This window comes from Nonomuraea sp. NPDC004354 (assembly GCF_053602555.1).
Genome location: NZ_JBSGDV010000016.1, coordinates 1 through 22817, shown reverse-complemented (window position 1 = coordinate 22817; position 22817 = coordinate 1). Strand labels below are relative to the sequence as shown.

At 71.2% G+C, this 22817-nt stretch carries 19 protein-coding genes and 1 rRNA gene; 5 read left to right on the top strand and 15 right to left on the bottom strand.

Annotated elements, in window-relative coordinates:
• Positions 1-95: 95 nt before the first annotated feature.
• The 10 genes from ACWENQ_RS33530 to ACWENQ_RS33485 all read right to left on the bottom strand — a co-directional run bounded on the left by ACWENQ_RS33530 (position 96) and on the right by ACWENQ_RS33485 (position 11253).
• On the bottom strand, positions 96-1091 hold the full coding sequence (locus tag ACWENQ_RS33530) for a TerC family protein (RefSeq protein ID WP_354907151.1): 996 nt from the start codon (positions 1089-1091) through the stop codon (positions 96-98).
• Between the two features lie 194 nt (positions 1092-1285).
• Positions 1286-2704 carry a glycosyltransferase family 4 protein gene (locus tag ACWENQ_RS33525; RefSeq protein ID WP_452417827.1) on the bottom strand — a complete coding sequence of 473 codons (1419 nt, stop codon included), beginning with the start codon at positions 2702-2704 and terminating at the stop codon, positions 1286-1288.
• Positions 2704-4506 (bottom strand): murein biosynthesis integral membrane protein MurJ, encoded by a 1803-nt coding sequence (murJ, locus tag ACWENQ_RS33520; RefSeq protein ID WP_452417825.1) that lies wholly within the window; start codon positions 4504-4506, stop codon positions 2704-2706. Before murJ ends, ACWENQ_RS33525 begins: the two co-directional genes overlap by 1 nt.
• A 32-nt stretch (positions 4507-4538) precedes the next feature.
• Entirely contained in the window at positions 4539-5372 is an 834-nt protein-coding gene (locus tag ACWENQ_RS33515) for a hypothetical protein (RefSeq protein ID WP_449925764.1), read from the bottom strand.
• 2 nt (positions 5373-5374) lie between these two features.
• Positions 5375-6340: a copper transporter gene (locus tag ACWENQ_RS33510; protein ID WP_354907155.1), complete on the bottom strand. Its 966-nt coding sequence runs from the start codon at positions 6338-6340 to the stop codon at positions 5375-5377.
• Complete coding sequence (gene steA / locus ACWENQ_RS33505; protein ID WP_452417823.1) at positions 6337-7533, bottom strand: putative cytokinetic ring protein SteA; 1197 nt, start codon at positions 7531-7533, stop codon at positions 6337-6339. Before steA ends, ACWENQ_RS33510 begins: the two co-directional genes overlap by 4 nt.
• 73 nt (positions 7534-7606) lie before the next feature.
• Complete coding sequence (gene recN / locus ACWENQ_RS33500) at positions 7607-9316, bottom strand: DNA repair protein RecN (protein WP_452417821.1); 1710 nt, start codon at positions 9314-9316, stop codon at positions 7607-7609.
• 73 nt (positions 9317-9389) lie between these two features.
• Complete coding sequence (locus ACWENQ_RS33495) at positions 9390-10289, bottom strand: NAD kinase (protein ID WP_449925773.1); 900 nt, start codon at positions 10287-10289, stop codon at positions 9390-9392.
• Entirely contained in the window at positions 10286-11098 is an 813-nt protein-coding gene (locus ACWENQ_RS33490; protein WP_354907159.1) for a TlyA family RNA methyltransferase, read from the bottom strand. Before ACWENQ_RS33490 ends, ACWENQ_RS33495 begins: the two co-directional genes overlap by 4 nt.
• A complete protein-coding gene (locus ACWENQ_RS33485; RefSeq protein WP_354907160.1) occupies positions 11095-11253 on the bottom strand; it encodes a hypothetical protein in 159 nt (52 codons plus the stop codon). Before ACWENQ_RS33485 ends, ACWENQ_RS33490 begins: the two co-directional genes overlap by 4 nt.
• A 152-nt stretch (positions 11254-11405) precedes the next feature.
• Between ACWENQ_RS33485 and ACWENQ_RS33480 the strand changes: the two genes are divergently transcribed.
• A complete protein-coding gene (locus ACWENQ_RS33480) occupies positions 11406-11753 on the top strand; it encodes an SCP2 sterol-binding domain-containing protein (RefSeq protein ID WP_354907161.1) in 348 nt (115 codons plus the stop codon).
• A 130-nt stretch (positions 11754-11883) separates the two neighbouring features.
• On the opposite strand, the gene ACWENQ_RS33475 is transcribed toward ACWENQ_RS33480, so the two are convergent.
• Positions 11884-12846, bottom strand: coding sequence for an HAD-IIA family hydrolase (locus tag ACWENQ_RS33475; protein WP_452417820.1), 963 nt, complete (start codon positions 12844-12846; stop codon positions 11884-11886).
• Between the two features lie 89 nt (positions 12847-12935).
• Between ACWENQ_RS33475 and ACWENQ_RS33470 the strand changes: the two genes are divergently transcribed.
• Positions 12936-13361 carry a TipAS antibiotic-recognition domain-containing protein gene (locus tag ACWENQ_RS33470; protein WP_452417818.1) on the top strand — a complete coding sequence of 142 codons (426 nt, stop codon included), beginning with the start codon at positions 12936-12938 and terminating at the stop codon, positions 13359-13361.
• 524 nt (positions 13362-13885) lie between these two features.
• Here the strand turns inward: ACWENQ_RS33470 and ACWENQ_RS33465 are convergent.
• The gene (locus ACWENQ_RS33465; RefSeq protein WP_452417816.1) at positions 13886-14320 is read right to left on the bottom strand and encodes a tetratricopeptide repeat protein; all 435 of its coding nucleotides are present in this window, start codon (positions 14318-14320) and stop codon (positions 13886-13888) included.
• Positions 14321-14430: 110 nt separating this feature from the next.
• Between ACWENQ_RS33465 and ACWENQ_RS33460 the strand changes: the two genes are divergently transcribed.
• Complete coding sequence (locus tag ACWENQ_RS33460; RefSeq protein ID WP_452417814.1) at positions 14431-15867, top strand: DUF1015 family protein; 1437 nt, start codon at positions 14431-14433, stop codon at positions 15865-15867.
• 849 nt (positions 15868-16716) lie between these two features.
• On the opposite strand, the gene ACWENQ_RS33455 is transcribed toward ACWENQ_RS33460, so the two are convergent.
• Complete coding sequence (locus ACWENQ_RS33455; protein WP_452417812.1) at positions 16717-17145, bottom strand: single-stranded DNA-binding protein; 429 nt, start codon at positions 17143-17145, stop codon at positions 16717-16719.
• Between the two features lie 134 nt (positions 17146-17279).
• Here ACWENQ_RS33455 and ACWENQ_RS33450 point away from each other — a divergent pair, with 134 nt between their 5' ends.
• Positions 17280-18206 (top strand): MBL fold metallo-hydrolase, encoded by a 927-nt coding sequence (locus ACWENQ_RS33450; protein ID WP_452417810.1) that lies wholly within the window; start codon positions 17280-17282, stop codon positions 18204-18206.
• Positions 18207-18355: 149 nt separating this feature from the next.
• Here ACWENQ_RS33450 and ACWENQ_RS33445 read toward each other — a convergent pair whose 3' ends face one another.
• A complete protein-coding gene (locus ACWENQ_RS33445; protein WP_452417809.1) occupies positions 18356-19654 on the bottom strand; it encodes a hypothetical protein in 1299 nt (432 codons plus the stop codon).
• 105 nt (positions 19655-19759) lie between these two features.
• Here ACWENQ_RS33445 and ACWENQ_RS33440 point away from each other — a divergent pair, with 105 nt between their 5' ends.
• Positions 19760-21154, top strand: a complete 1395-nt coding sequence (locus ACWENQ_RS33440) for a hypothetical protein (RefSeq protein WP_452417807.1) — start codon at positions 19760-19762, stop codon at positions 21152-21154.
• A 1579-nt stretch (positions 21155-22733) separates the two neighbouring features.
• Here ACWENQ_RS33440 and rrf read toward each other — a convergent pair.
• Positions 22734-22817: ribosomal RNA gene (gene rrf, locus ACWENQ_RS33435) — 5S ribosomal RNA — on the bottom strand; the annotation flags it as partial.

Here is a 22817-nt window from a genome sequence, read left to right as displayed (position 1 = left end):
ACAACCTTTGATGGTGACTACGGACGGGCGCTTTGCCGAGATGTTACAGACTTCGCCTCTGTTACACGAAGCAAAGCGCCTGGGCCACCCTCGCGCTAGCCCTCGTTGGCGCTCGCGGAGGTGGGAATTTCCTTCCCCTTCCGAGCGTCGCTGCGAGACTTCAGCAGACTTGCCACGGTGGTGACGACCATCGTGACTCCGATCACGGTCAGGGACATCCAGATGGGCACTTCAGGAGCCCACGAGACCCCGCTGGCATGCATGGCCTCAAGAATCAGCTTAACCCCGATGAAGCCAAGGATGAACGCCAGGCCGTAGCTGATGTAGACCAGGCGCTGCAGCAGACCGCCGAGCAGGAAGTACAGCTGACGCAGGCCCATCAGGGCGAACGCGTTGGCGGTGAAGACGATGAAGGGGTCCTGCGTGAGACCGAAGATCGCGGGGATCGAGTCGAGCGCGAACAGCAGGTCGGTCGTGCCGATCGCCACCATGACGATGAGCATCGGGGTGACCATGCGCTTGCCGTCGATCTTGACGATCACCTTGTGGCCGACGTAGTCGGGCGTGGTGGGGAAGGCCTTGCGCACCCAGCGCAGCAGCGCGTTCTCCTTGAACTCGTCCTCGTCGTCGTGGCCGTGCTGACGGATCAGGTTGATGGCGGTGTAGACGAGGAAGGCGCCGAAGACGTAGAAGAGCCAGCTGAACCGCTGCAGGGCCGCCGCGCCGAGCGCGATGAAGATGCCGCGCATCACCAGCGCCATCAGGATGCCGACGAGCAGCACCCGGTGCTGGTAGACCTTGGGCACGGCGAAACGGCCCATGATGATGAAGAAGATGAAGAGGTTGTCGACGCTCAGGCTGTACTCGGTGATGTACCCGGCGAAGAACTCTCCCGCCGACGAGACGCCCATGGTGAGCCAGAGCACCACCCCGAAGATCATCGCCAGGATGACGTAGAAGGAGACCCAGAAGCCCGCCTGCTTCATGGTGAACTCCCGGGCCTCACCCCGGTCGACGATCCACAGGTCTACGGCGATGACGACCAACAAGCCCACGATGACGGCGATCCAGGCCCACGCAGGTACAACCATACTGATACCAAACCCTCCGGCGCGCATGACAGACGACCGGAGGTCTCTCCCGCCCACTCACCGAGCCGGACCGGCAGCCCCGGGAGCCCCGTGGAGCGGGGCGAACCGTGATGACGAGGCTGTCGCGAAGGGATACTCCCCTCCCTTAACGCAAGCAGTATAGGAGAACGACTTAGCGCCGCCTAATCATCCCGTCACCGCTGTGATGTCTGCCGGTAAGCGGCCAGCGCCGCCTCGACCGCCTCGTCGGCCCCGGGAAGCGCCGCTCCCCTCCGTGCGGCGGCGACCGCCAGCCGCTCCCGCGCGCCGGGATCGTCGATGAGCTCGCGTACGGCTTCGCGCATCGCCGCCAGATCCCCGTACGGCACCAGCCTGCCCGCCCCGTCGACCAGATCGGGGATCCCGCCGACCGCGGTGGCGACGACGGGCTTGCCCGCCATGAGCGCCTCGCTCAGGCTGAGCGGCTGACCCTCCCAATGGCTCGGCCACAGCACGAGGGTGGCGGCGGCGAGCAGGTCGGGGATGTCGTCGCGGTTGCCCAGCAGCAGGACGGGCAGCTTCTCCGCGTCGATCCTGGCCTGCAGCGCCTGCCGGAGCGGCCCCTCCCCGGCGACGGCGAACAACGGCCCACCCGTTTCCCGGGACGACGTTTCCCGGGACGACGCTCCATCGCGAACGCCCGAGCCCGACGTCACGCCGCGGGCACCGTGACTCGCTCCGTTGTGGACATGGGGGCTCGTCCCACTGTGGACGTCAGGACTCGTCCCGCCGGCGACCCCGGCGCCCGTTCCGCTGGGGGCATGGGGGCTCGTCCCACTGTGGACGTCGGGGCCCGTCCCGCCGCGGAGATCGGCGTTCGTCCCACCGGTAACCCCAGCGCTCGTCCCAGTGCGCACATCAGGACTCGTCTCACCGGCGACCCCGGCGCTCGCCCCACCGCCGACATCAGGGCTCGTCCCGTCGGAAGCATCGGGGCTCGACGTGCTGAAGGACGCGGCGAGGTCGAGCAGGGTCTCCAGGCCCTTCTGCTGCGCGAGCCTGGCGACGGTCAGCACCAGGGGCCGCTCCCCCGCCCCCAGTTCCTCCCGCACCGCCGGCTCGGGCCTGGTCGCCGGCCGCAGCGGCGGGGCGGGCACCACGGCGGGCACCACGTCGCGCGCCCCGAGCGCCCGCATCCGGTCACCGAGGTCGGGCGAGACGACGATCACCTTGTCGGCTCTCCTTGCCACGATGCGCTCGAGCACGCCGTAGACCGCGCCGACCAGCCCTCCGGCGGTGAGCGCGTTGTGGAGCGTCACCACCAGCGGCGCCCGCGGCCCGGCGAGCGCCGCGAGCGCGCCCGCCCGCAGCCCGTGGGCGTGCGCGACGTCCGCCCCGCGCAGGTGGCGCCTGATCCGCAGCACCGCTGTGGCGTCGTTGACCGGATGCGGGCGGTCGGCGACGGGCACCGGCGCGAACCCCGCCCCGGCCGCGCGGAAGCCGAACTGCTCCTCCACGCTGGGCGGGCCGATCACCACGACCCGGTGGCCACGCCGCAGCAGCCCCTCGGCCAGCATCCTGACGTGCCTGCCGGTGCCGCCCGAGGTCGTGCCGAGCACGAAGGCCACCCGCATCACTCACCATCCGTCCGTGAACCGGCGCGACCCCGCCGCGCTCCCTTACCTGTCACCCTGCCGACCAGCCTGCCCGCGACCGTGCCCGCCGCCCGGCCCGCCAACCTGCCTCCCGCCCGGCCCGCGACCATGGACGCCAGCGCCGCCGCGTCGGGCCTGTCCAGCGCGGCGACGGCCAGACCGCCGGTGACCAGGGCGACGCCGCCGGCCAGAACGGCCACCCCCACCTGCGCGATCATGCTCCCGGCCGGCAGCAGCGCCACCACGCCCGAACCGGCCAGGAAGCCGAGCCCGCCCCCGGCCACGGCCGCCAGCGCCGCGCGCGCCACCCGGTCAGCGGGCCCAACGGCATCGAGGGCCCGGGCCTCGCCGCTGCCGGCTTCCGCGCCGGTTCCGGTACCGAAGGTACCCGCGCCGGGCCGCCCCGCGCGTCGTCCCGGCCCTCGCCGCACCGCGACGAGCAGCCACACGCCTCCTGCCGTCATGCCCACCGTCATGCCGAGCGCGAGCCCGCCGACCTTCCAGTCATCGGGCAGGGCCAGCACGAAGACCGTCTGCGCCAGCATCGCCACCACCCAGCCCGCGACGGTGCCCGCGGCCGCCGCCCGGCCCCTGCCCTCGGCATAGAGCACCCTGCTCAGCTGTGCGATCATCCCGTAGCCGATCAGCCCGGGTGCGAAGAGCGCCACCGCGCGCGCCATCTCGATCGGCGGCACCCGGGTCTGCGCGCCGAGGAAGACGACCGATCCGGGCCCCGCCGCCGCGGCCAGCGCGCCCGCGGCCAGCCCCGAGATCAGCACCACCGCGCGCGTCGTGCGCGCGGCCAGGCTCGAGAAGTCCTCCCAGGACCCGTCGGCCGCGTGGGCCGACAGCCCGGGAAAGGCGCTCGTCGCGATGGGTACGGCCAGCACCGCGTAGGGCACCAGGTAGATCGCCCACGCGTAGTTGTAGACGAGCAGCCCGCGCTCGCCGATCCAGTGGTTCGACAGCAGCATCACCACGATCATCGTGGCCTGCTGGGCGATCAGTGCCGCCACGCCCGCCAGGGCGAGGGTGCGGACCTTGGCGGCCACGCCGTCGGGGAAGCGCAGCGTCGGCCGGAACCTCAGGCCGAGGCCGAGGACAGGCCCGACCACGGTGAGGACCAGCGAGAGGACGCCCAGGCTGGTGCCGACTGACAGGGCGAGCTCGGCGGCGGAGGGGATCTCGTCGAGCGCGGTCCTGCCGCCGCTGAGCGGGACGAACAGCAGGTAGGCGACGATCACCACGATGCTGGACACCAGCGGCGCCACCGCGGGCCCGGCGAAGCGGTGGTGCGACTGCAGGACGCCGTAGAGGACGACGGCCAGGCCGTACAGGGGGATCTGGGGGGCGAAGACCACCAGCATGCGGGTGGCGATCGCGCCGAACGCCGGCCCGCACTCCGCGACGGGAAACAGCCCGATGATCGGCCCGGCCAGCAGGGCGGTGAGCGCGCCGAGCGGCACGAGGACGACCAGCACCCACGTCAGCAGGGCTGAGGCGATCCGGCCGACGTCGAGCCGGCCCGCCGCACCCGCGATCACGGGCACGACCATGCCCGCCAGCGCGCCGCCCGCCACCATCTCGAAGACGATGTTGGGGATCTGGTTGGCGGTCATGTAGGCCGAGCCCAGGCAGACGTTGGTGTCGCCGACCGTCTGGGCGAACACGTACTGCTTGGCGAAACCGGTGATCCTGGCCAGGATCGTGATCGCGCCGATGAGCACAGCCGCGCCCGCCACGCCCCGAGCCACCGTCTCCCCTCTCCCCGTCGGACTCAAGGGGGCCATCATGGCAGAGCGCACCGACAACGCTACGCCGGGCGGCGGCCCAGCATGTCGATCCGGTTGAGGACCGGGTTTCCGGCGATGACCTTGGTGAAGCTGACCTTCTCCGAGGCGGCGGTGAGCGCGGCGACGGTGCCGAGCAGCGTGAGCCGCCCCCGCCTGCCGAGCGTGGTCACCGCGGCGAGCCCGAGCAGGGCGCCGAGCGCGTTGGCGCCCGCGTCGCCGAGCATGGCCTCCTCGCCGAGGTCCTCCGGCAGCAGCGCGGCGCCCGCGCCGAGCGGCACGGCCACCAGCGCGGCGGTCACCGGGTCGCGCCTGAGCAGCGAGAGCGCCAGCAGCGGCCCGCCGGCCATGAGCCCCACCTTGATGGCGCGTCCGGGGCGCAGGTCGAACAGGTTGGCCAGGTTCGCGCTGCCCGCGATCGCCGCGCCGTTGACGAGCGTGTCGAGCGCGCCACGGGAGACCAGCGTGGCGGCGGCCAGGCCGGAGCCACCGATGCCGAGGATCTTGATCGCGCCGCTGGTCACCTGTCCCTTGGCCAGCGCCGACAGGTGTCCTTTGAAGCCCTTGGAGGACGTCGCGCCGTAGAGGTCGTCGTAGGCGCCGAGCGCGCCGCTGCCCGCGCCCGCCAGCACGGCGGCCAGCCGTACCTGGAGGGGCAGGCCAGGGGTGAGCGCGAGCGCGCCGGTCGCTCCCGCGACGAAGGCGGGCCCCTCCAGCAGGGTGAGCGTCTCGCCGCGGTGGTTGGTGCGCTCCCACTCCTTCGACCTGGGCTTGGCGGTGAGGGCGGTGTAGGCGGCCCTGGCCGCGACGACGCCGAGGGCGGCGCCGGCGAGGGCGGCCAGCAGAGCACGGGCCATGGTCAGCTCCCTGAGGTGGAGGGGGACGGGGTGGCGGCCGACGAGGCGGGCTGGAACTCGGTGGCGTCGGCGCCGGTGCCGTACTGGCCGGAGCGCCCGCCGAGCTGCTCGCGCAGCGCGAAGACGACGACACCGCGGCCCGCCGGCATGTCGAGGGTGTCGACGGAGGAGACCTTCGCCGCGGCGTCGCTGGTGCCGCGAAGAGCGGCGATGACGCCGCCCTGCTGGGTCGAGGTGAGGGTGCCGGCGAGGGCGGAGCCCTGGGCGCCGGCGTCGAGCCCTGCGGCCAGCGAGACGAGCGCGGCCGTCTGCGCCTGGGCCTTCTCGCCGGTGTAGACCGCCTCGGGGGCGAAGACGAGCGCCAGCGTGGCCCGCTTGGCGGGGGCGCCGTCGACGGTCAGCAGGCCGCCTTCCGCGAAGCCCTCGAGCACGCCGCGGGTGGCGGTGTTCTCGGTGCCGGCCTGGGCGTCGTCGGCCGTGACGAGCGTGGCGGCCAGCAGCGCCGCGGCGTTCTTGTACGGGTCGGTGCCCGGCAGCGTGAGGCCGGTGGCCAGCCCGGTGCTCAGCTGGTCGACGAATCCGGCCTGGCCGGGCTCGAGGAACTTCTCGGACAGCGTCACCTGCCCGCTGATCGTGGCGCCCGCCTGCAGCAGCACCTGCTCGGTCTGCTCGCGCAGGGTTCCCGAGCTGCCCGGGGCGGCCACCAGCAGCACGCTCTCGCCGGTCAGCTGACCGCGGATGATCGCGGGCATCTCGGCGGTGACGAAGGAGTCGTTGCCTCGTTCCCTGACCTGCAGCGCGGCCAGCTGCTCGCGGTAGTCCTCGTTGGACTTCTGCAGGTCCTGCGACGCCCGCCGCGCCGACTCGATCGCCGGGTTCGACAGCAGGGTGGTGCCCATCACGATGCCGACGGCGAGCGCCAGGAAGATCGCGACGATGGAGACGAGGTGATAGCGGAAATCGATCACGAGAAGAGTCCGACCAACCAGAAGATGAAGGAGTTCCAAGCGTCCTGCAGGCTGATCAGCCAGGTCTGGCCGATGGGCGACATGAAGATCGCCACGCCCATGGTGATCATCGCGGTGACCACCAGCAGGATCAGCTGCGAGGTGGAGATGCGGCTGCGGTACAGGCGGCTGACGCCCTTGGCGTCGATCAGCTTGCCGCCGACCCTGAGCCTGGTCAGGAAGGTGCTGGCCATGCCCGAGCGGCCCTTGTCGAGGAACTCCACGAGCGTGGCGTGGGTGCCGACCGCGACGATCAGCTCGGCGCCCATGTCGTCGGCCAGCAGCATGGCGATGTCCTCGCTGGTGCCGGTGGCCGGGAAGATCACCGCGTCGCGGCCCAGCTGGTGGACCCGCTCGAGCCCGGGCGCGCGGCCGTCGCGGTAGGCATGGACGACCAGTTCGGCGCCGCAGGTCAGCGCCTTGGCCGAGACGGAGTCGAAGTCGCCGACGATCAGGTCGGGCAGGTAGCCGGCCTCCAGCAGCGCGTCGGCGCCGCCGTCGACGCCGACGAGCACCGGGCGGTACTCCCTGATGTACGGCCGGAGCGTGGCGATGTCCTCCTTGTAGTGGTAGCCGCGCACCACGATGAGAACGTGCCGGTCCTCCATGACCGTGCGGATGTCGGGCACGCCCACGCCGTCGATGAGGAGCTTGCCCTCGCCCCTGACGTACTCCATGGTGTTGACGGCGAAGGCCTCGATCTGCACCGACAGGCCCGCACGCGCCTCGGCCATGGCCGCCTCGATGGTCTCGAGGTTCTGCACGTCACCCTTGCCGACCACCTCCTCGTCGAGGTAGACGACCCCGTCGTGGAGCCTGACGATGTCGCCGTCCCTGACGCGCTCGAAGAGCTCGGGGGTGGCGTTGTCGATGAACGGGACGCCGGACTCGACGATGATCTGCGGTCCGAGGTTGGGATATCGGCCGCTGATGCCCGCGGCCACGTCGACCACGGCCGCCGCGCCACACGCGACCAGCGCCTCCGCGCTCACCCGGTCGACATCGACGTGATCGATAATCGCGATTTCACCGGACTGGAGGCGCTTTGTCAGCCTCTTCGTCCTGCGGTCGATCCTCGCCACTGCCGTGACACCGGGAAGGTCACTGACCTTCTTTCCGCGGAGGCCCGGAATCTTGTTCGCCGGAACCTTCATCAAGACCATCCTGCCAGAGCCAACGGGCGGGGTGGTCGTGGACTGCACGGCGTGTCAGATTTGTCACGGAGGATCACCGATCAGCCGCGGCCATTCCCAGCAGTTCCTCGGCGTGTGCTCTGCCCAGTTCGGAATCTTCCAATCCGGCCAGCATCCGCGACAGCTCACGCACTCTGCCGTCGTGGTCGAGGGTGACCACGCCGCTGCGCACCACGCTCCCATCGCTCGCCTTCTCGACCACCAGGTGCTGGTCGGCGAAGGCGGCCACCTGCGGCAGGTGAGTGACGACTATCACCTGCGCCGTGCGGGCCAGCCTGGCCAGCCGGCGGCCGATCTCGACCGCGGCCTTGCCGCCGACGCCCGCGTCGACCTCGTCGAACACGAACGTCGGGACGGGGTCGGCCCCGGCGAAGACCACCTCGATGGCCAGCATGACGCGGCTCAGCTCGCCGCCGGACGCCCCCTTGTTGAGCGGCAGCGGGGGCGCGGCCGGATGCGCGGCCATGCGCAGCTCGACATCGTCGACGCCCTCGGGCCCGAACTCCTCGCTCTGCGAGATCTGCACGACGACCCTGGCGTGCGGCATGGCCAGCGCGGTCAGCTCCGCGGTGACCGCCGCTCCGAACCGCTCGGCGGCGACCGTCCTCACCCTGGTCAGCTCGGCGGCCAGCTCGGTCAGCCGCTTGGTGAGCTCCTCGTACTCCTTGGTGAGCTCCTCGATGCGGTCGTCGTCGCCCTCGAGCTCGGTCAGGCGGCCCGCCGAGGCCTGCGCCCAGGCCAGCACGCCCGCGCTGTCCTCGGCGTACTTCCTGATCAGCGCACCCAGGGCGGCGCGCCGTTCCTGCACCACGGCGAGCCTGGCCGGGTCGGCCTCGATCGACTCGGCGTAGGCGGCCAGGTCGGTGGCGACGTCGGAGATCAGGTAGCCGGCCTCGGCCAGCCGGTCGGCCACACCGGCCAGCTGCGCGTCGTAGTCGCGCACCGCCTCGACCGCCGAGCGGGCCTCGCCCAGCAGCGAGATCACGTCGCGGGCGCCGCCCGACGGGTCCATGGGGTCGCCCAGCAGCGCGGTGTGCGCCGTGGTGGCGGCCCCGCGCAGCGCGTCGGCGTGGGACAGCCGCTCCTCCTCGGCGCGCAGCTCGACGTCCTCGCCCTCCTTGGGGTCGACCTTCTCGATCTCCTCCAGGCCGAAGCGCAGCAGGTCGGCCTCCTGCGCGCGTTCCCTCGCCTTGGTGGTCAGCTCCTCCAGCAGCGCGGCGACCTGCTTGTGGCGCTTGTAGGCCTGGGAGTAGGCGCGCAGCGGCTTGACCAGGTCGTCACCCGCGTAGCGGTCGAGAGCGGCCCGCTGCCTGCCAGGCTGGAGCAGCCGCTGCTGGTCCATCTGGCCGTGGACGGCCACCAGGTCGTCGGCCAGGTAGGTGAGCGTGCCGACGGGGACGGTGCGGCCGCCGAGCCACGCCCTGGAGCGTCCCTCGGCCGAGACGGTGCGGGAGATGATCAGCTCGCCGTCCTCGACCTCGCCGCCGACGTCCTCCACCTGCTGGGCCACCCTGCCACCCGTCTCGACGACGAGCGTGCCCTCGACCATGGCCTTGTCGGCGCCCGGGCGGACCCTCGACGGATCGGCCCGACCGCCGAACAGCAGGCCGAGCCCGGTCACGACCATCGTCTTGCCGGCACCCGTCTCGCCCGTGACGACGTTGAAGCCGGGTGAGAGCTCGAGGATGGCCTCGTCGATGACGCCGAGCCCCTGGATGCGGACCTCCTCGACCCTTGGTCGCACTGGTCACTCCCGTTCCATCGACTAGCCGAACACCTGTGCGCACGCGATCCTACGCGCTCCCGCCCCTATTGACTCAGGGACGCACCCTTCCGCGCCAGCCCTGTACAGGCAATTCGAACTTGGCGACCAGCCTGTCGGTGAAGGGCGCGCCGGTCACCTCCAGGCCGTGCAGGCGGACCAGCCGTACCGGCAGGCCGGACCTGCGGACCTCGACCCTGGTGCCGGCCGGCAGGTCGAACCTGCGCCGCCCGTCGCACCACAGCACGCCGCCCGGCGTGCGGGGCAGGATCTCCACCGCCAGCGTGGAGCGCGGCGAGACCACCAGCGGTTTGGCGAACAGGGCGTGGGCGCTGATCGGCACCAGCAGCAGCGCCTCCACCTCGGGCCAGACCACCGGGCCGCCCGCCGAGAAGGCGTAGGCCGTCGAACCGGTCGGCGTCGCGCAGATCACCCCGTCGCATCCCCAGCGCGACAGCGGACGGCCGTCGATCTCGGCGACGACCTCCAGCATGCGGTCGCGCTTCTCCACCGTGGCCTCGTTGAGCGCCCACGTGTCGGCCATGATCTGCCCGTTCTGGCGGGCCGTGACGTCGATCGTCATGCGCTCCTCGACGTCGTAGCGGCCCTGCACCACCGCGTCGACGGCCGCGGCCAGGTCGTCGACCTCGGCCTCGGCCAGGAACCCGACATGGCCGAGGTTGACGCCGAACAGCGGGGTGCCCGCGGGCCTGGCGATCTCGGCCGAGCGCAGCAGCGAGCCGTCGCCGCCGAGCACGATCATCATCTCGGCGTCCTTGGCGGCGTTGGGGTCGGACGGCATGACCTCGACGCCCTGGCAGCCGATGTCTTCTGCCTCCGACTCCAGCACCCTGACGCAGAGACCCGCCTCGACCAGCCTCTCGATCACCAAATGGGCGCTCTCGATCGCGGCCTCGCGCCCGGTGTGGGCGGTGACGAGCACGGTGCGCTTCATTGCGGCCCCTCCGACACGGCACGTTCGATCGCGGTCTCCAGATCGTCGACCCCGGGCTCGCCCTCTCCCTTGCCCAGCCACAGCAGGTACTCGACATTGCCCGAGGGCCCCGGCAGCGGGCTCGCGGTGACACCGCGCACGGTCAGCCCCAGCTCCAGGGCCTTGGCAGCGGCGTCGCGCACCGCCCCGGCGCGCAGCTCAGGGTCGCGGACCACGCCGCCCGCGCCCACCCGTTCCTTGCCCACCTCGAACTGCGGCTTGACCAGCATCACGAAGTCGGCCCGCGGCGCCGCCACCGCCGCCAGCGCTGGCAGCACCAGGCGCAGCGAGATGAACGACAGGTCGCCCACGATGAGCGAGGGCGCCTCGCCGACCAGCTCGGGCGTCAGGTCACGGACGTTGACGCGCTCCATCACCGTGACCCGCTCGTCGGTGCGCAGCGACCAGGCCAGCTGGCCGTAGCCGACGTCGACGGCCAGCACGTGGCCCACGCCGTGACGGAGCAGGACGTCGGTGAACCCGCCGGTCGAGGCGCCCGCGTCGAGCGCCCGACGGCCGGCCACGCGCAGCTTGGGGAACGCCTCCAGGGCGCCGAGCAGCTTGTGGGCGCCGCGCGAGACGTAGTCGGGCCCCTCGGACGACTCGGCCACGACGATCGCCGCGGCGGTGTCGACCTGCGTGGCCGGCTTGGCCGCCACCTGACCGCCGACGCTGACCCGCCCGTCGGTGATGAGCTGGGTGGCCTGCTCGCGCGACCGGGCCAGGCCGCGCCGGACGAGCTCGCTGTCGAGCCTGACGCGACGGCTCACTGGTCGTCCACGGAGGCCAGCGTCTGCTCCAGGGCCGAGAACGCCTCCTCGAACAGCGCGACATGATCGCGCACGGGCAACGCTCCCGTCGCGGCCAGGCCTCCCACGACCGCGTCCACCCGCTCGTCACCGGTCTCCACCGGCAGCTCACTCATGTTCTCGAAGGTATCGGACACCGCCGACACTATGCCGACCCCCTGGCGCGTTAGGCAGTGTGAGAGCGGCTTTCCGGCGCGCCGGAATTCATATGCTCCCCATATGGAACGCTACCGTCCGTAGAAACGGCGAGAACGGGAGGACGACCAGCATGGCTACCCTCGAGGAGTGCAGGGCGGCGCTTGACAAGCTCGTCGAGCAGTTCGACGAGATCGACGAGGAGTCCCGGGCCAAGCACGTGGTCGAGCGGACGCTCAGCTGCCGCATCTCCGACCTCGACGTCATGTTCTACGGCCGGATCCACCACGACGGTCTCGACCCGTTCCATGACGAACCACCCGCCGGTGGCAGGCCCGCCGACGTCAAGCTGACCATCAGGAGCGACGACCTCATCGCGCTGGTCGACGGGGAGCTCGATCTGGCGCGCGCCCTGCTGGGCGGCCGCGTCAAGATCGACGCCAGCTTCGGCGACCTGCTGCGCCTGCGCCGCCTGCTCTGACCCCCTCCGCGCGGGTGCGCTCCCCCTGGACTCCGCGCGTACGGCAAGCCGGGCCACGGCCACCGTGGTCACCGGTGGCCGCCCGTCCATCACGCGTACTCCAGCAGGACTCCGGTCCTCGGCCGGACGATCAGGCTCGCAGCGTGTCGAGGGCGGGTTTGAGTGCCTCCTCGTCGAGGCGTCCCTCACCCGCCGCCGCCGCCCACGCCGCCGCGCAGGCCGTCCTGAGCCCCTCGATCCACTCGCCGTCGCCCTCGAGGTGCAGCCGCCCGTCCGACCACCAGGCCCGCCAGCCCTGCCGTACGGACGGGTAGGGCAGGTGGAGCGCCGACAGGTCCTCGGCCACGTACGTCGGCCTGTGCTGGGGGGCGGCCGTCAGGAGCTCCCGGGGGGTGGCGACGCCCGTCAGCACGAGCAGGCTGTCGACGCCCGCGTTCGTCGCGCCCTCGATGTCGGTGTCGAGCCGGTCGCCCACCACCAGCGGACGCCGCGCGCCGGTACGGATCATCGACTCGCGGTGCAGTGGCGGTGCGGGTTTGCCCGCGTAGACGGGCTCGACGCCGGTCGCCGTGGCGATCACCCGCACCATGGCGCCGTTGCCCGGCAGCTCGCCGTGCGCGGTGGGCATCGTGGCGTCACCGTTGGCGGCCACGAACCACGCGCCACGCCGTACGGCCAGCGCGCCCTCCGACAGCAGGCCGTAGGACAGGTCCGGCGCGATGCCCTGCACCACCGCCACGGGGTCGTCGGCGGCCACGGTCACCGGGCGCAACCCGCGGTCCCTCACCGCCATCCGCAGCCCCATGCCGCCCACGACCAGCACGGGCGCGCCCGGCTCCACCTGCTCGGCGATCAGCCTGGCGGCGGCCTGCGCGGAGGTGACCACGTCCGACGCCGTCGCAGGAACGCCGAGATGGCTGAGATGGCCGGCGATCGCGGCAGGGGTCCTCGAGGCGTTGTTCGTCACGTACGCCAGCCTCGCCCGCCCCGCCGCCTCCGCCAGCGCCTGCGGGGCGCCGGGGACGGCCTGCCTGCCCAGGTAGACGACGCCGTCGAGGTCCAGCAGCAACGTGTCGTATCCGTCGATCAGCACCGCGTCTCTTCTCCCGGGTTGACTCTCACGCCGCGTGAGACTTTAGCGTCACGTCCGCACCTACCCATGAGCGAAGGATGTGAGCTCCCATGACCCTGACCCCTGCGGAGAAAACCGAACTGTTCGGCGATTTCGACGTCGACGGGCACGCCGAGGAGGCCGAGTCCCGCTGGAGCGGGTCCCCGGCGTGGACCGAGTCACAGCGCAGGACGTCCTCCTACGGCAAGCAGGAGTGGAAGAGGTGCTTCGCGGAGTCGGCGGACATCTCCGGCAGGCTGGCGGTGCTGATGACCTCCGGGGTCGCCGCTTCCAGCGCGGAGGCGATGGACCTGGCCGAGGAGCACCGCCGGCACATCAGCCGCTGGTTCTACGACTGCACGAGCGAGATCCACCAGGGGCTCGGAGAGCTGTACGTCAGCGACGCGCGCTTCACCGACTCCATCGACCAGGCGGCACCCGGGCTGGCGGGCTACCTCCGCGACGCCATCCAGGCCAACGCCGCCCGCTCGCTGTAGCCCCTGAGGCGCCCGCTCGCTGTAGCCCCCGATCCGGGCATACCGCCCGCTTGACCCCACCCGCAGCGTCCGGCGGGGAGCCGGGACCTCTTCCGCGAAGGATCAGCCGCACTCCTGGCGGGGCGCAGCGACCGCTTCTCGCCTCCCTACGCTGCCTCGCCACCCGGCACGCCTTCCCACCGGCATCGGTGGGCCCCCGCCCCTCCGGGGACCTACCACGCGGCACCCCGTGACGCGTCACCCTGACGCCCGCCGCACTCCCCCGGAATCCGGGACACCCGCCAGCCGGCGTTTGCCGCCCGTCGTCCAGCAAGGGAGGCAGGCCCGCCGTACCGCTTGCCTCCCGACGAACCGCTGGTCACGCCTCCCGCCAGGCACGCAAGGCAACGACCCGCCTCCCAGCGAACCCCTGGTCACGCCTCCCGCCAGGCGCACAGGCCAGCGGCCCGCCTCCCGACGAGCCGCCTGGTCACGCCTCCCGCCAGGCACGCAAGACAGCGGCCCGCCTCCCAGCGAACCCCTGGTCAGGCATCCCGCCTGGCGCGCAGGGTGGCGCGCACGCTCTTCAACGCCGATACGTAATGACGCTCGTCGGGCCGCATGGCCACCGCGATGGCCAGCGGTTCCTGGGCCCCTTCCATGTCTCCTGTCCGCCACAAGGACAACCCCAGCCCGAAATACGCATAGTCCTCGGCCGGGTTCGCGTCGACGATCCACCTGAAGGTGTGCGCCGCCTCCGCGTACTGCCTGGAATTGAACTGCGCCCTCGCCAGCGCCTCTCGAATGCTGCGCGACTCGGGTTCCGCCTCGGCGGCCCGCTCCAGCAGCGCCGCCGCGGCAGCGGGACTGCCGTCCTTCAACAGGCCGACACCGCGCTGGTACCAGTCGTACACATCCCCTGCGGGAGCCCCCTGACCAGGGGATGGGGAATCTTCGGGGTCGCTTTTCCCTTGGGTCATGTGTGAGGCCTCCTCAATCGACAGACGACAGATCCGACCGATTCCCTGATGAACCGGGCACCGCTGCGCCCTTGGAGCAGTCCCTTGGTGATTCAGGCCTTTATGGGAACATGCCCGATATGGCGAGTCCTGAACTGCCGGTGCCTGATGGGCTGGTGCTACGCCCCTTCCATGGTGTCCGCTTCACTGTCGACGATCCCGCGAAGGTGACCTCTCCCCCCTATGACCTGATCTCCGACGGGGACGTGCAGGCGCTGCTGGACCTTCACCCCAACAACGTCGTCCGCCTCACCCTTCCCCGCCCCCCACGGCACCCGACGCATCCCGCCGGCCCCGGCCACCCCGTGGGTCACGCCAACCACCACCCCAGGCGTCCTTCCGACGGGCTCGAGACCGCGACCGGAACGCTCAGCACCACCGCCCCACCGACCTCGGACTCCCGCCCGGCCGCCCAGCCGATCGACGGCGCGGCGGCCCCCGCACGGTACGGCCAGGCCAGGGACACCCTGCGCGCCTGGCTCGACGCAGGCGTCCTCGCCCGTGACGCCGAGCCCGCGCTCTACGTCTACGAGCAGTCCGGTCCGGGCGTCATGCAGCGCGGACTCATCGGCGACGTCGGCCTGGCCGCTCCCGAACAGCGCATCATCCTGCCGCACGAGGACGTCATGCCGGGCCCGGTCGCCGACCGCCTCGCCCTGATGAGCACCACCCAGGCCAACCTGGAGCCGATCTTCCTGCTCTACGACGGCGGCGGCCCGGCCACCCACCTCGTCGACACCGTGGCCACCACCCGGCCTCCGCTCGTCGAGGCCAACACCGGCGACGGCGTACGGCACCGCCTGTGGGCCGTCACCGCCACCGAGGAGATCGCCCGCATCAACGCCGACCTGCGCCACCGGCAGGCGCTGATCGCCGACGGCCACCACCGCTACGCCACCTACCGTGTCCTGCAACGCCAGGAACACGCCGCCCGCCACTCCGACGGTCCGTGGGACTTCGGCCTGGCGCTGCTGGTCGACTCGACCGCCTACCCGCCGGACCTGAAGGCGATCCACCGCGTCATCCCTTCCCTGCCGCTGGTAGAGGCCGTCACCAAGGCCAGGGGAGCGTGGCAGATCCGCGACTTCCCCACCCTCGACGCAGGCCTTGCCGCTCTCGACACCGCCCCCGAACCCGCCTTCCTGCTCGCCGGCACCGGCGAGACCAGCCATCTGCTCATCGACCCCGACCCTGTGCAGCTCGCCCGTGCCATGCCCACCGACCGCTCCGAACGGTGGAACTCGCTCAACACCTCCGTTCTGGCCGAGTTCGTCCTTCCGCGGGTCTGGGGCATGCGGGACGACGAGCAGGCCGTCCGCATCGTCCACCACGACGCCCGCGCCGCGGTACGGCAAGCCGCCGACGCCGGTGGAACCGCCGTCATCCTCAAGCCCTTGGCCGTCGAAGCGGTGCTGGCGGTGGCCGCCGAGGGAGAACGGGTCCCCCGCAAGTCCACCTCCTTCGGCCCCAAACCCCGCACCGGCCTCATCCTGCGCACCTTCGTCTGATCGACCAGGCGATCTACCCGGTTACGCGGACGCTCAGAGCGTTCCGCCCCACTCCAGAAGGGACACGCGCAGCGTTCCCCCACTCCACGAGGGACACGCGCAGCGTTCCGCCCTGCTACACAAGGGACGGTCTTAGCGTTCCGCCCTGTTACACAGTGAGCACTCATGGCGTCTGCTCTCCTACACAGACGCTCATAACGTTTCGCCCGCTACACGGACGCGAGCGAGCTTCTCTCCCGCTACGGCGAAACGCACAGTAGTCCGCCCGCTACACGGAAACATGTAGCGCGGCCTCGCTCGAGCTCGTCACTCGAGGCTGGACGGACATGTCCCGAAGCCGCCTCTCTCTGACGTGCCCCTGCCCCGCCGACGTACCGACGGCCGCGCACGTCTTCCAAAAGGCCTGGCTTGTGCCGACTGCCGAGAAACCGCTGAACACCGAACACCTCGTCCACCCTCAGGGCGCTCCTGGCGCATCTGCGCGTCCATGCCGACTCTGGCCTGGACGGGACCGGACTTCGTCTCTTCCCTGCCAGATGCGGCGATGAGCGCGATCCTGGTTCATCGCATCCAGAAAGGGTGTGCACGGCCTCCTGGTTCACCGCTTTTCGTGCCGCCAGAGCACCCGACCCCGTTCGCGCCTCACGACCCGCCCTACCGATCATCCAGCGCTTACTCCCCCGAGACCGAGAGCCTCACGACACTCACGCCCGCACCGTCAAGCCGCCCAAGCCACCGTCTCTCCGCGACTGAGGAAGCCGACATCCGGACTGGCACGTGCCTGCTCATCGGCGAGAAGACCCACACGGCGGGCCGACGCATGGAGAGGGCCCCTTCGCCCGCGACGACTCACCCGGCGGCGGCGAGGTATGCCACCGGACGCGGTTCCGCTCCCGCACGATCGGACGGCAGCAGCACCTCAGGGACCTCCATCGCCCGCGACGCCTCCGAACCGGCAACGGGCTCGGCGGACATCGGGACCACCGAGTGCGCCTCCACCTCGTACCGCCAGTTCTTGCCGGCCTGCGGCCCGTAGATCCGGCAGCGGAGCGCTCCCCGCACCTCCATTTCCGCCCGTGGCGCCATCCCCGCCACCAGGCTCGCCACCTCCGGATCGAAGGTCACGCACTGGATCGTGTCGACGAGGCCGCCCCGCCGTCCCCGAGGGCGGCGGCGGACGATGACCCGCCACTTGGTCAGGGTGTCGCCGCTGGGCATCGGCCGCTCTTCCGGCGCGGCGGACAGCCGCCCCACCAGCGTCACCTCGTTGCGGTCCACGGGGTCCTCCTCCTCACTCGGGCCCGGCCATGCGGGGCCTGCGCCTGTCGGGGGACCACTCTTTACGATGTGGGGAAGGCCGGAGCGGACAGAATGCCGTTCTGGGGACAGCGGTTCGGCTCGGGAGTGTGCCTGTGGACAACATCACCGCCCTCGGCGGCGACGTCTATGAGATCGACACGCGGATGGCGGGCTATGCCGGGATCACGGCTGGCTATCTCATCCTCGGCGACCGGCCGTGCCTGGTGGAGACAGGCACGTCGACCTCGGCTCCGGTGGTGCGAGACGCCCTCGCGTCGCTCGGCGTCGGGCCGAACGACCTGGCCACCGTCGTGGTCACGCACATCCACCTCGACCACGCGGGCGGAGTGGGCGACATGGCGGAGTTCTTCCCCCAGGCGCAGATCGTCGTGCACGAGAAGGGGGCGCGCCATCTGGCCGACCCGTCCAGGCTCATGAAGAGCGCCAGGATGGTGTGGGGTGACCAGCTCGACACGCTGTTCGGCGAACTGTCGCCCACCGCCGCCGAACGCATCGTCGCCCTCGGCGACACCGGCGCCATCGACCTCGGCAACGGCCGTACGCTCGCCAGCCACTACTCCCCCGGCCACGCCAAGCACCACGTTGGGCTGATCGACTCCGGTACCGGCGACCTGTACGTCGGCGACGCGGCCGGCGTCTACCTGCCGCAGACCGGCGACCTGCGCCCCGCCACTCCGCCGCCGGACTTCGACCTCCAGACGGCGCTCGACTCGATCGCGCTGTTCCAGTCGCTGGGCCCGCAGCGGCTGCTGTTCAGCCACTACGGCCCGGTCGGCGCCGTCCAGGAGACCCTCGAACGGTCCGCCGAGGAGCTTCGGGTCTGGGTCGACCTCACCAAACAGGCCCACCAGCAGGGCATGGACCTCGACCATGCCGTCGCGATGGTCCGCGACCGCACGCGCGAGCGCTACACGGCGCTGAAGGGGGACGACGAGACGGCCGAGCAGTTCGAACTGCTCAGTGGCGCGCCGTCCAACGTCGCCGGCATCCTGCACTGGCTCGACAAGGTCTCCCCCTGACCGGCGCGAGCACGCCCGAGTCGTGCCGGCGTGAGCCGCGCCGCTCCTGACATGCGAACGGCCCCGCGATGGTGACGCGGGGCCTGAGCGCGAGCCGCACCGTGGCGTGCCGTACCGGCAAGAGCTCTTCCGGTACGGCACGGCGGCGCTTACTTCTTGTCGTCGGGCTCCTGGCGGTCGTCGAGAATGTCGCCGAAGTCGGGCTCGATGAACGCCGGGCCGATGCCAGGCTTGGTGGTGCCGGTCGAGGAGGAGGCCAGCTCGGCGTCGATGTCCTCCTCGGTCTCGTCGGCCGGCGCCTCCCGGGAGTCACGCTCGCCCTGGACGCCCTCGTCGTCCGCTGCGGCCAAGCGGTCGTCCGCGGCCAGGTCGCGCGCCGCGTCGAGGTCGTCCGCCGACTCCTCGTCCTCGCCGGACGCGGCCTCGTCGGACTGCGCCTCGCCGGACTCCGCCTCGTCGGACTGCGCCACGTCGGACGAGTCCTCCTCGTCGTCCTCGTCCTCGTCCTCGGCGTCCAAGTCGTCCTCGAAGTCGAGGACGACGGTGGAAGACGCGACCTCCGGGTCGCCCTCGGCGTCGTCGAGGACGTAGGACGGCTGGCCCGCCTCCGCGGCCTCCTCGGCGAGGTCCTCGTCGTCGTCGAGCACCGCCTCGCCGCGAGCCTCCTCCAGCTCGTCGTCAGCGTCGTCGAACTCGTCCTCGAGGTCGCCCTCGTCCACGACCGCGGCACCCGCCGTACCAGCGCGGGCGGTCTGCTCGTCCGCCTGCTCGTCGAGGTCCTCGAAGTCCTCCTCGATGTCCTCGATCACGGCACCGGTCAGCTCGGCATACCGCTCGGCGGCGTCCGTCTCACCGTCCTCGTCGAAGGCCACGGCCCGCCCGAACCAGTCGGTGGCCGCCTCCTGGTGCCCCGCGTCGGCCAGCGCGTCGGCGTAGGCGAAGGCCAGACGTGCCGACCACGGACGCGGGTTCGGGTCGCGGAGCTCGGGCAGCCGCTGCAGCGTGATGACGGCAGCGTCGTGCTGGCCGAGGTCACGGCGAGCGCCGGACTCGACGATGGCCAGCTCGATGTGTCCAGCCCGGTCGAGGCGCTCGGCCTCGCGCGATCGGACGAGGTCAAGCGCACGCTCAGGACGGCCCATCCCACGCTCGCAGTCCGCCATGATCGGCAGATAGGCGTCGGAACCGGTCATCCGGCGGGCGGCACGCAGGTCCGACAGCGCCTCGGAGTAGTTGCCCGCGCGGTAGGCGACGATGCCCGCGGCCTCGCGGACGACGCCGATACGCGCGGCGAACCTCCTGGCGACCTTGGTGTGCTCGTGCGCCCTGTCGGGGTCGTCCTCGACCAGCGCGCGCTCGGCGGCGACCAGGTGGCGCCCGACCAGCTCGGCCAGGTCGAGCGGGAGGGAGCGCAGCTCGTCACGGACGTCCTTGTCGAGCTCGTCCATGGTGATGTCCGGCGGAACGTCGGGAAGCGGCTCCCGGCGAGGGGCCTCCGCGTCGCCGTCCGGCCTGCCGTACCGCGCCCTGACGGGGCCGCCGGCGCGGTCGGCGTGACCGCGGTCGTCGCGGGAGAACGGCCTGTCCTCGCTCCTGCGGAACCCGCCGCCGCGAGGCCTGTCGTCCCTGTCACGGAACCCACGGTCATCCCGACCCCGAAAACCATCGCCCTGGGGACGGTCACCACGGTCGCGGAAGCCGCGCTCGTCGCGATCCCGGAAGCCGCCGCCCTGCGGGCGATCACCGCGATCCCTGAACCCGCCACCCTGCGGACGGTCACCGCGATCCCTGAACCCGCCACCCTGGGGACGGTCACCGCGGTCACGGTACCCACCCCGGTCCTCACGCCGCTCGAAGTCACGACGCGGACCGCGATCGTCCCTGTCACGGAACCCACGGTCATCCCGATCCCGGAAACCACCGCCCTGCGGGCGATCACCGCGATCCCGGAACCCGCCACCCTGGGGACGGTCACCACGGTCGCGGAAGCCGCGCTCGTCGCGGTCACGGAAGCCACCGCCCTGGGGACGGTCACCGCGGTCACGGTACCCACCCCGGTCCTCACGCCGCTCGAAGTCACGACGCGGACCACGATCATCCCGACCCTGGAACCCGCCACCCTGCGGCCGGTCACCACGATCGCGGAAGCCACCCTGCGGCCGGTCACCCCGATCCCGGAACCCACCGCCCTGGGGACGGTCACCGCGATCCCGGAACCCGCCGCCCTGGGGACGGTCACCGCGGTCACGGTACCCGCCACCCTGCGGACGGTCACCGCGGTCACGGTACCCACCCCGGTCCTCACGCCGCTCGAAGTCACGACGCGGACCGCGATCATCCCTGTCACGGAACCCACGGTCATCCCGACCCCGGAAACCGCCACCCTGCGGACGGTCATCCCGACCCCGGAAACCGCCACCCTGCGGACGGTCATCCCGACCCCGGAAACCGCCACCCTGCGGACGGTCATCCCGACCCCGGAAGCCGCCACCCTGCGGACGATCGTCCCGACCCCGGAAGCCGCCACCCTGCGGCCGGTCGCCACGATCGCGGAAGCCGCCACCCTGCGGGCGATCGCCACGATCCCGGAACCCGCCACCCTGCGGCCGGTCACCCCGATCCCTGAAACCCTGGGGCCTGTCGTCACGGGAGGCGTAGCCCCGCTCATCCCTGTTCTGGAACGGACGCGACGACCTCGGCCGCTCGTCCCGGTCGTCACGCCCCTGGTATCCGCCGCGCGACCGCTCACCGGACCTGAACGGACGCTCTCCGCGCGACTGTCCGCGCTCGCCGTACGAACGCCTCTCCCCGTAGCGAGGCGCGTCCTCGCTCTGTCGGCCTCGCTCGCGGCCCTCGTCGTCCGATCCGTTGTCTCTGTTCACTTCTGGTCCATTTCGTTGGCTCACTCAGCGGACGCGTGCTCCACCGAGACGGTCCACCGTGGCTGATCGCCGCCCACTCGGGTCTTACGCGACGAAGGCCACCCGAGGTTGAGGGTGGCCAGGCCTCCCCAGCCTAGCAAGAGCCCAGGTGTCCCCGGACCTCAAGCACCGTCGGAAAAGGCGATCACGCTGTGCCGGAACTCTCGCCGCCAAGGTCGATCCGATTCCGCGCAACCGCAGAATCCCGTCACCACATCCAGAGCCCGATCAACAACGCCAATCTCGACCTGCCGGGCACGAGCTGCCGCATCCAGCAGGGGCACCGCCGGCTGTCTCTCGCCTGCGGCCGGGTGAGACGCTCAGCCGCTGGGCGGCCCGCCTCTGCCCTACTGTAAGCGGACATCCCGCCGTCTGGCCGAGGCCCTCGCTGGAAAGGGCGTCGTTGCGTCTTCGAGTGTGATGCCGTGGTGGGTGTCGCGCACGACATCTACGCGAGCGATCGGGGGTGGGGCGATATCGCTCATATGCGCATGATCATAGGTCGGAAAGAGATCAAGTGCCCCTCTGCTTGACGGCCACGCTCAGGGCAGGTGCGGCGTAGGCGCAGAGCACCGCCAGCCCGGCCCAGGGTGGCAAGGGGTGGAAACCCGCGCGGCCGGCATGCAATTTCCGTCTATGTATGGGTATGCCGGGATGCTTTGCGGCATCGCCAACCCGGCCGCCGGAGTCAGCCGGAACACCCACTGCGCCACCGGGTCCGGCAGCACCGAGGCTGTCGATCGACCTCGATCCTGTGGCCATCCCCCACCCCCACCACGGCCATCCACCAGCAATTTCTACTGGCCGTCAGCCTGCAATGCCATGACCGCCCAGCAGCAGATCATCCTGACCGTTCACACCTACCGGCGCCGGCGCGGACCTCAACGAGATCCGCCTCGCCGCGCCCACAGGCCAGGCCGCCGAGACCGGGGTGGCAGAGCGACTACCGCCCAGACCTGGGGGAGTGGCTGACGTTCGTGTCAGTGTGAAGCGGACGAGCGGGCCGCGAGCCAGGTCGAAGGGGCCCACAGCGGCGCGAGCAACTGCCTAACCGAGCAGACCTTCGCCCGCGTCTTCTGTATCCGAGCGACTGTATGCGAGCGACCTGGATCGAGGTGGGCTGACGGGCCTGCTCGTCCGACCACCGCCGGCCGGTGGCGAGGCTCAGCGGCTTGTTGCGCAACAATCCTGAGTACCCGAGCTGGCCGAGGTCCCGCGAGTCCCGGCGGTGACACGCCGCCCTCATCAGAAGTACGGCAGGCAGCACCTGGACCGGGGCGTCATCCTCCGGCCGGCCTGAATGTATGCCCTCGACGACGTGAAGCTGACGTGAAACCTCCCGACCGTGGTGCGCGCGGGAAGCCGGTAGGAAACGACGTTAGTTCCAGCGGTTGGGAACAAGGCGTCTGTCCAGCAGTGGTGCGGGCCGTCGCTCATTACCGTCGCCGGAGGCCCGTCCTGTCAACCGGGCCCCGGCACCCTGCCACCGCCAACGGGGCATCGGCACCATGTCGAAGGCCGAGCACACCCAGCAAGCCCCGGCCACAACACCGCCGGAAAAGCAGAAAGGGCCACCCCAACCGGGATGGCCCTTACTGTAAAGATTGCGCGGCGGCGACCTACTCTCCCACACCCCTTCGAGTGCAGTACCATCGGCGCAGAGAAGCTTAACTTCCGGGTTCGGAATGTA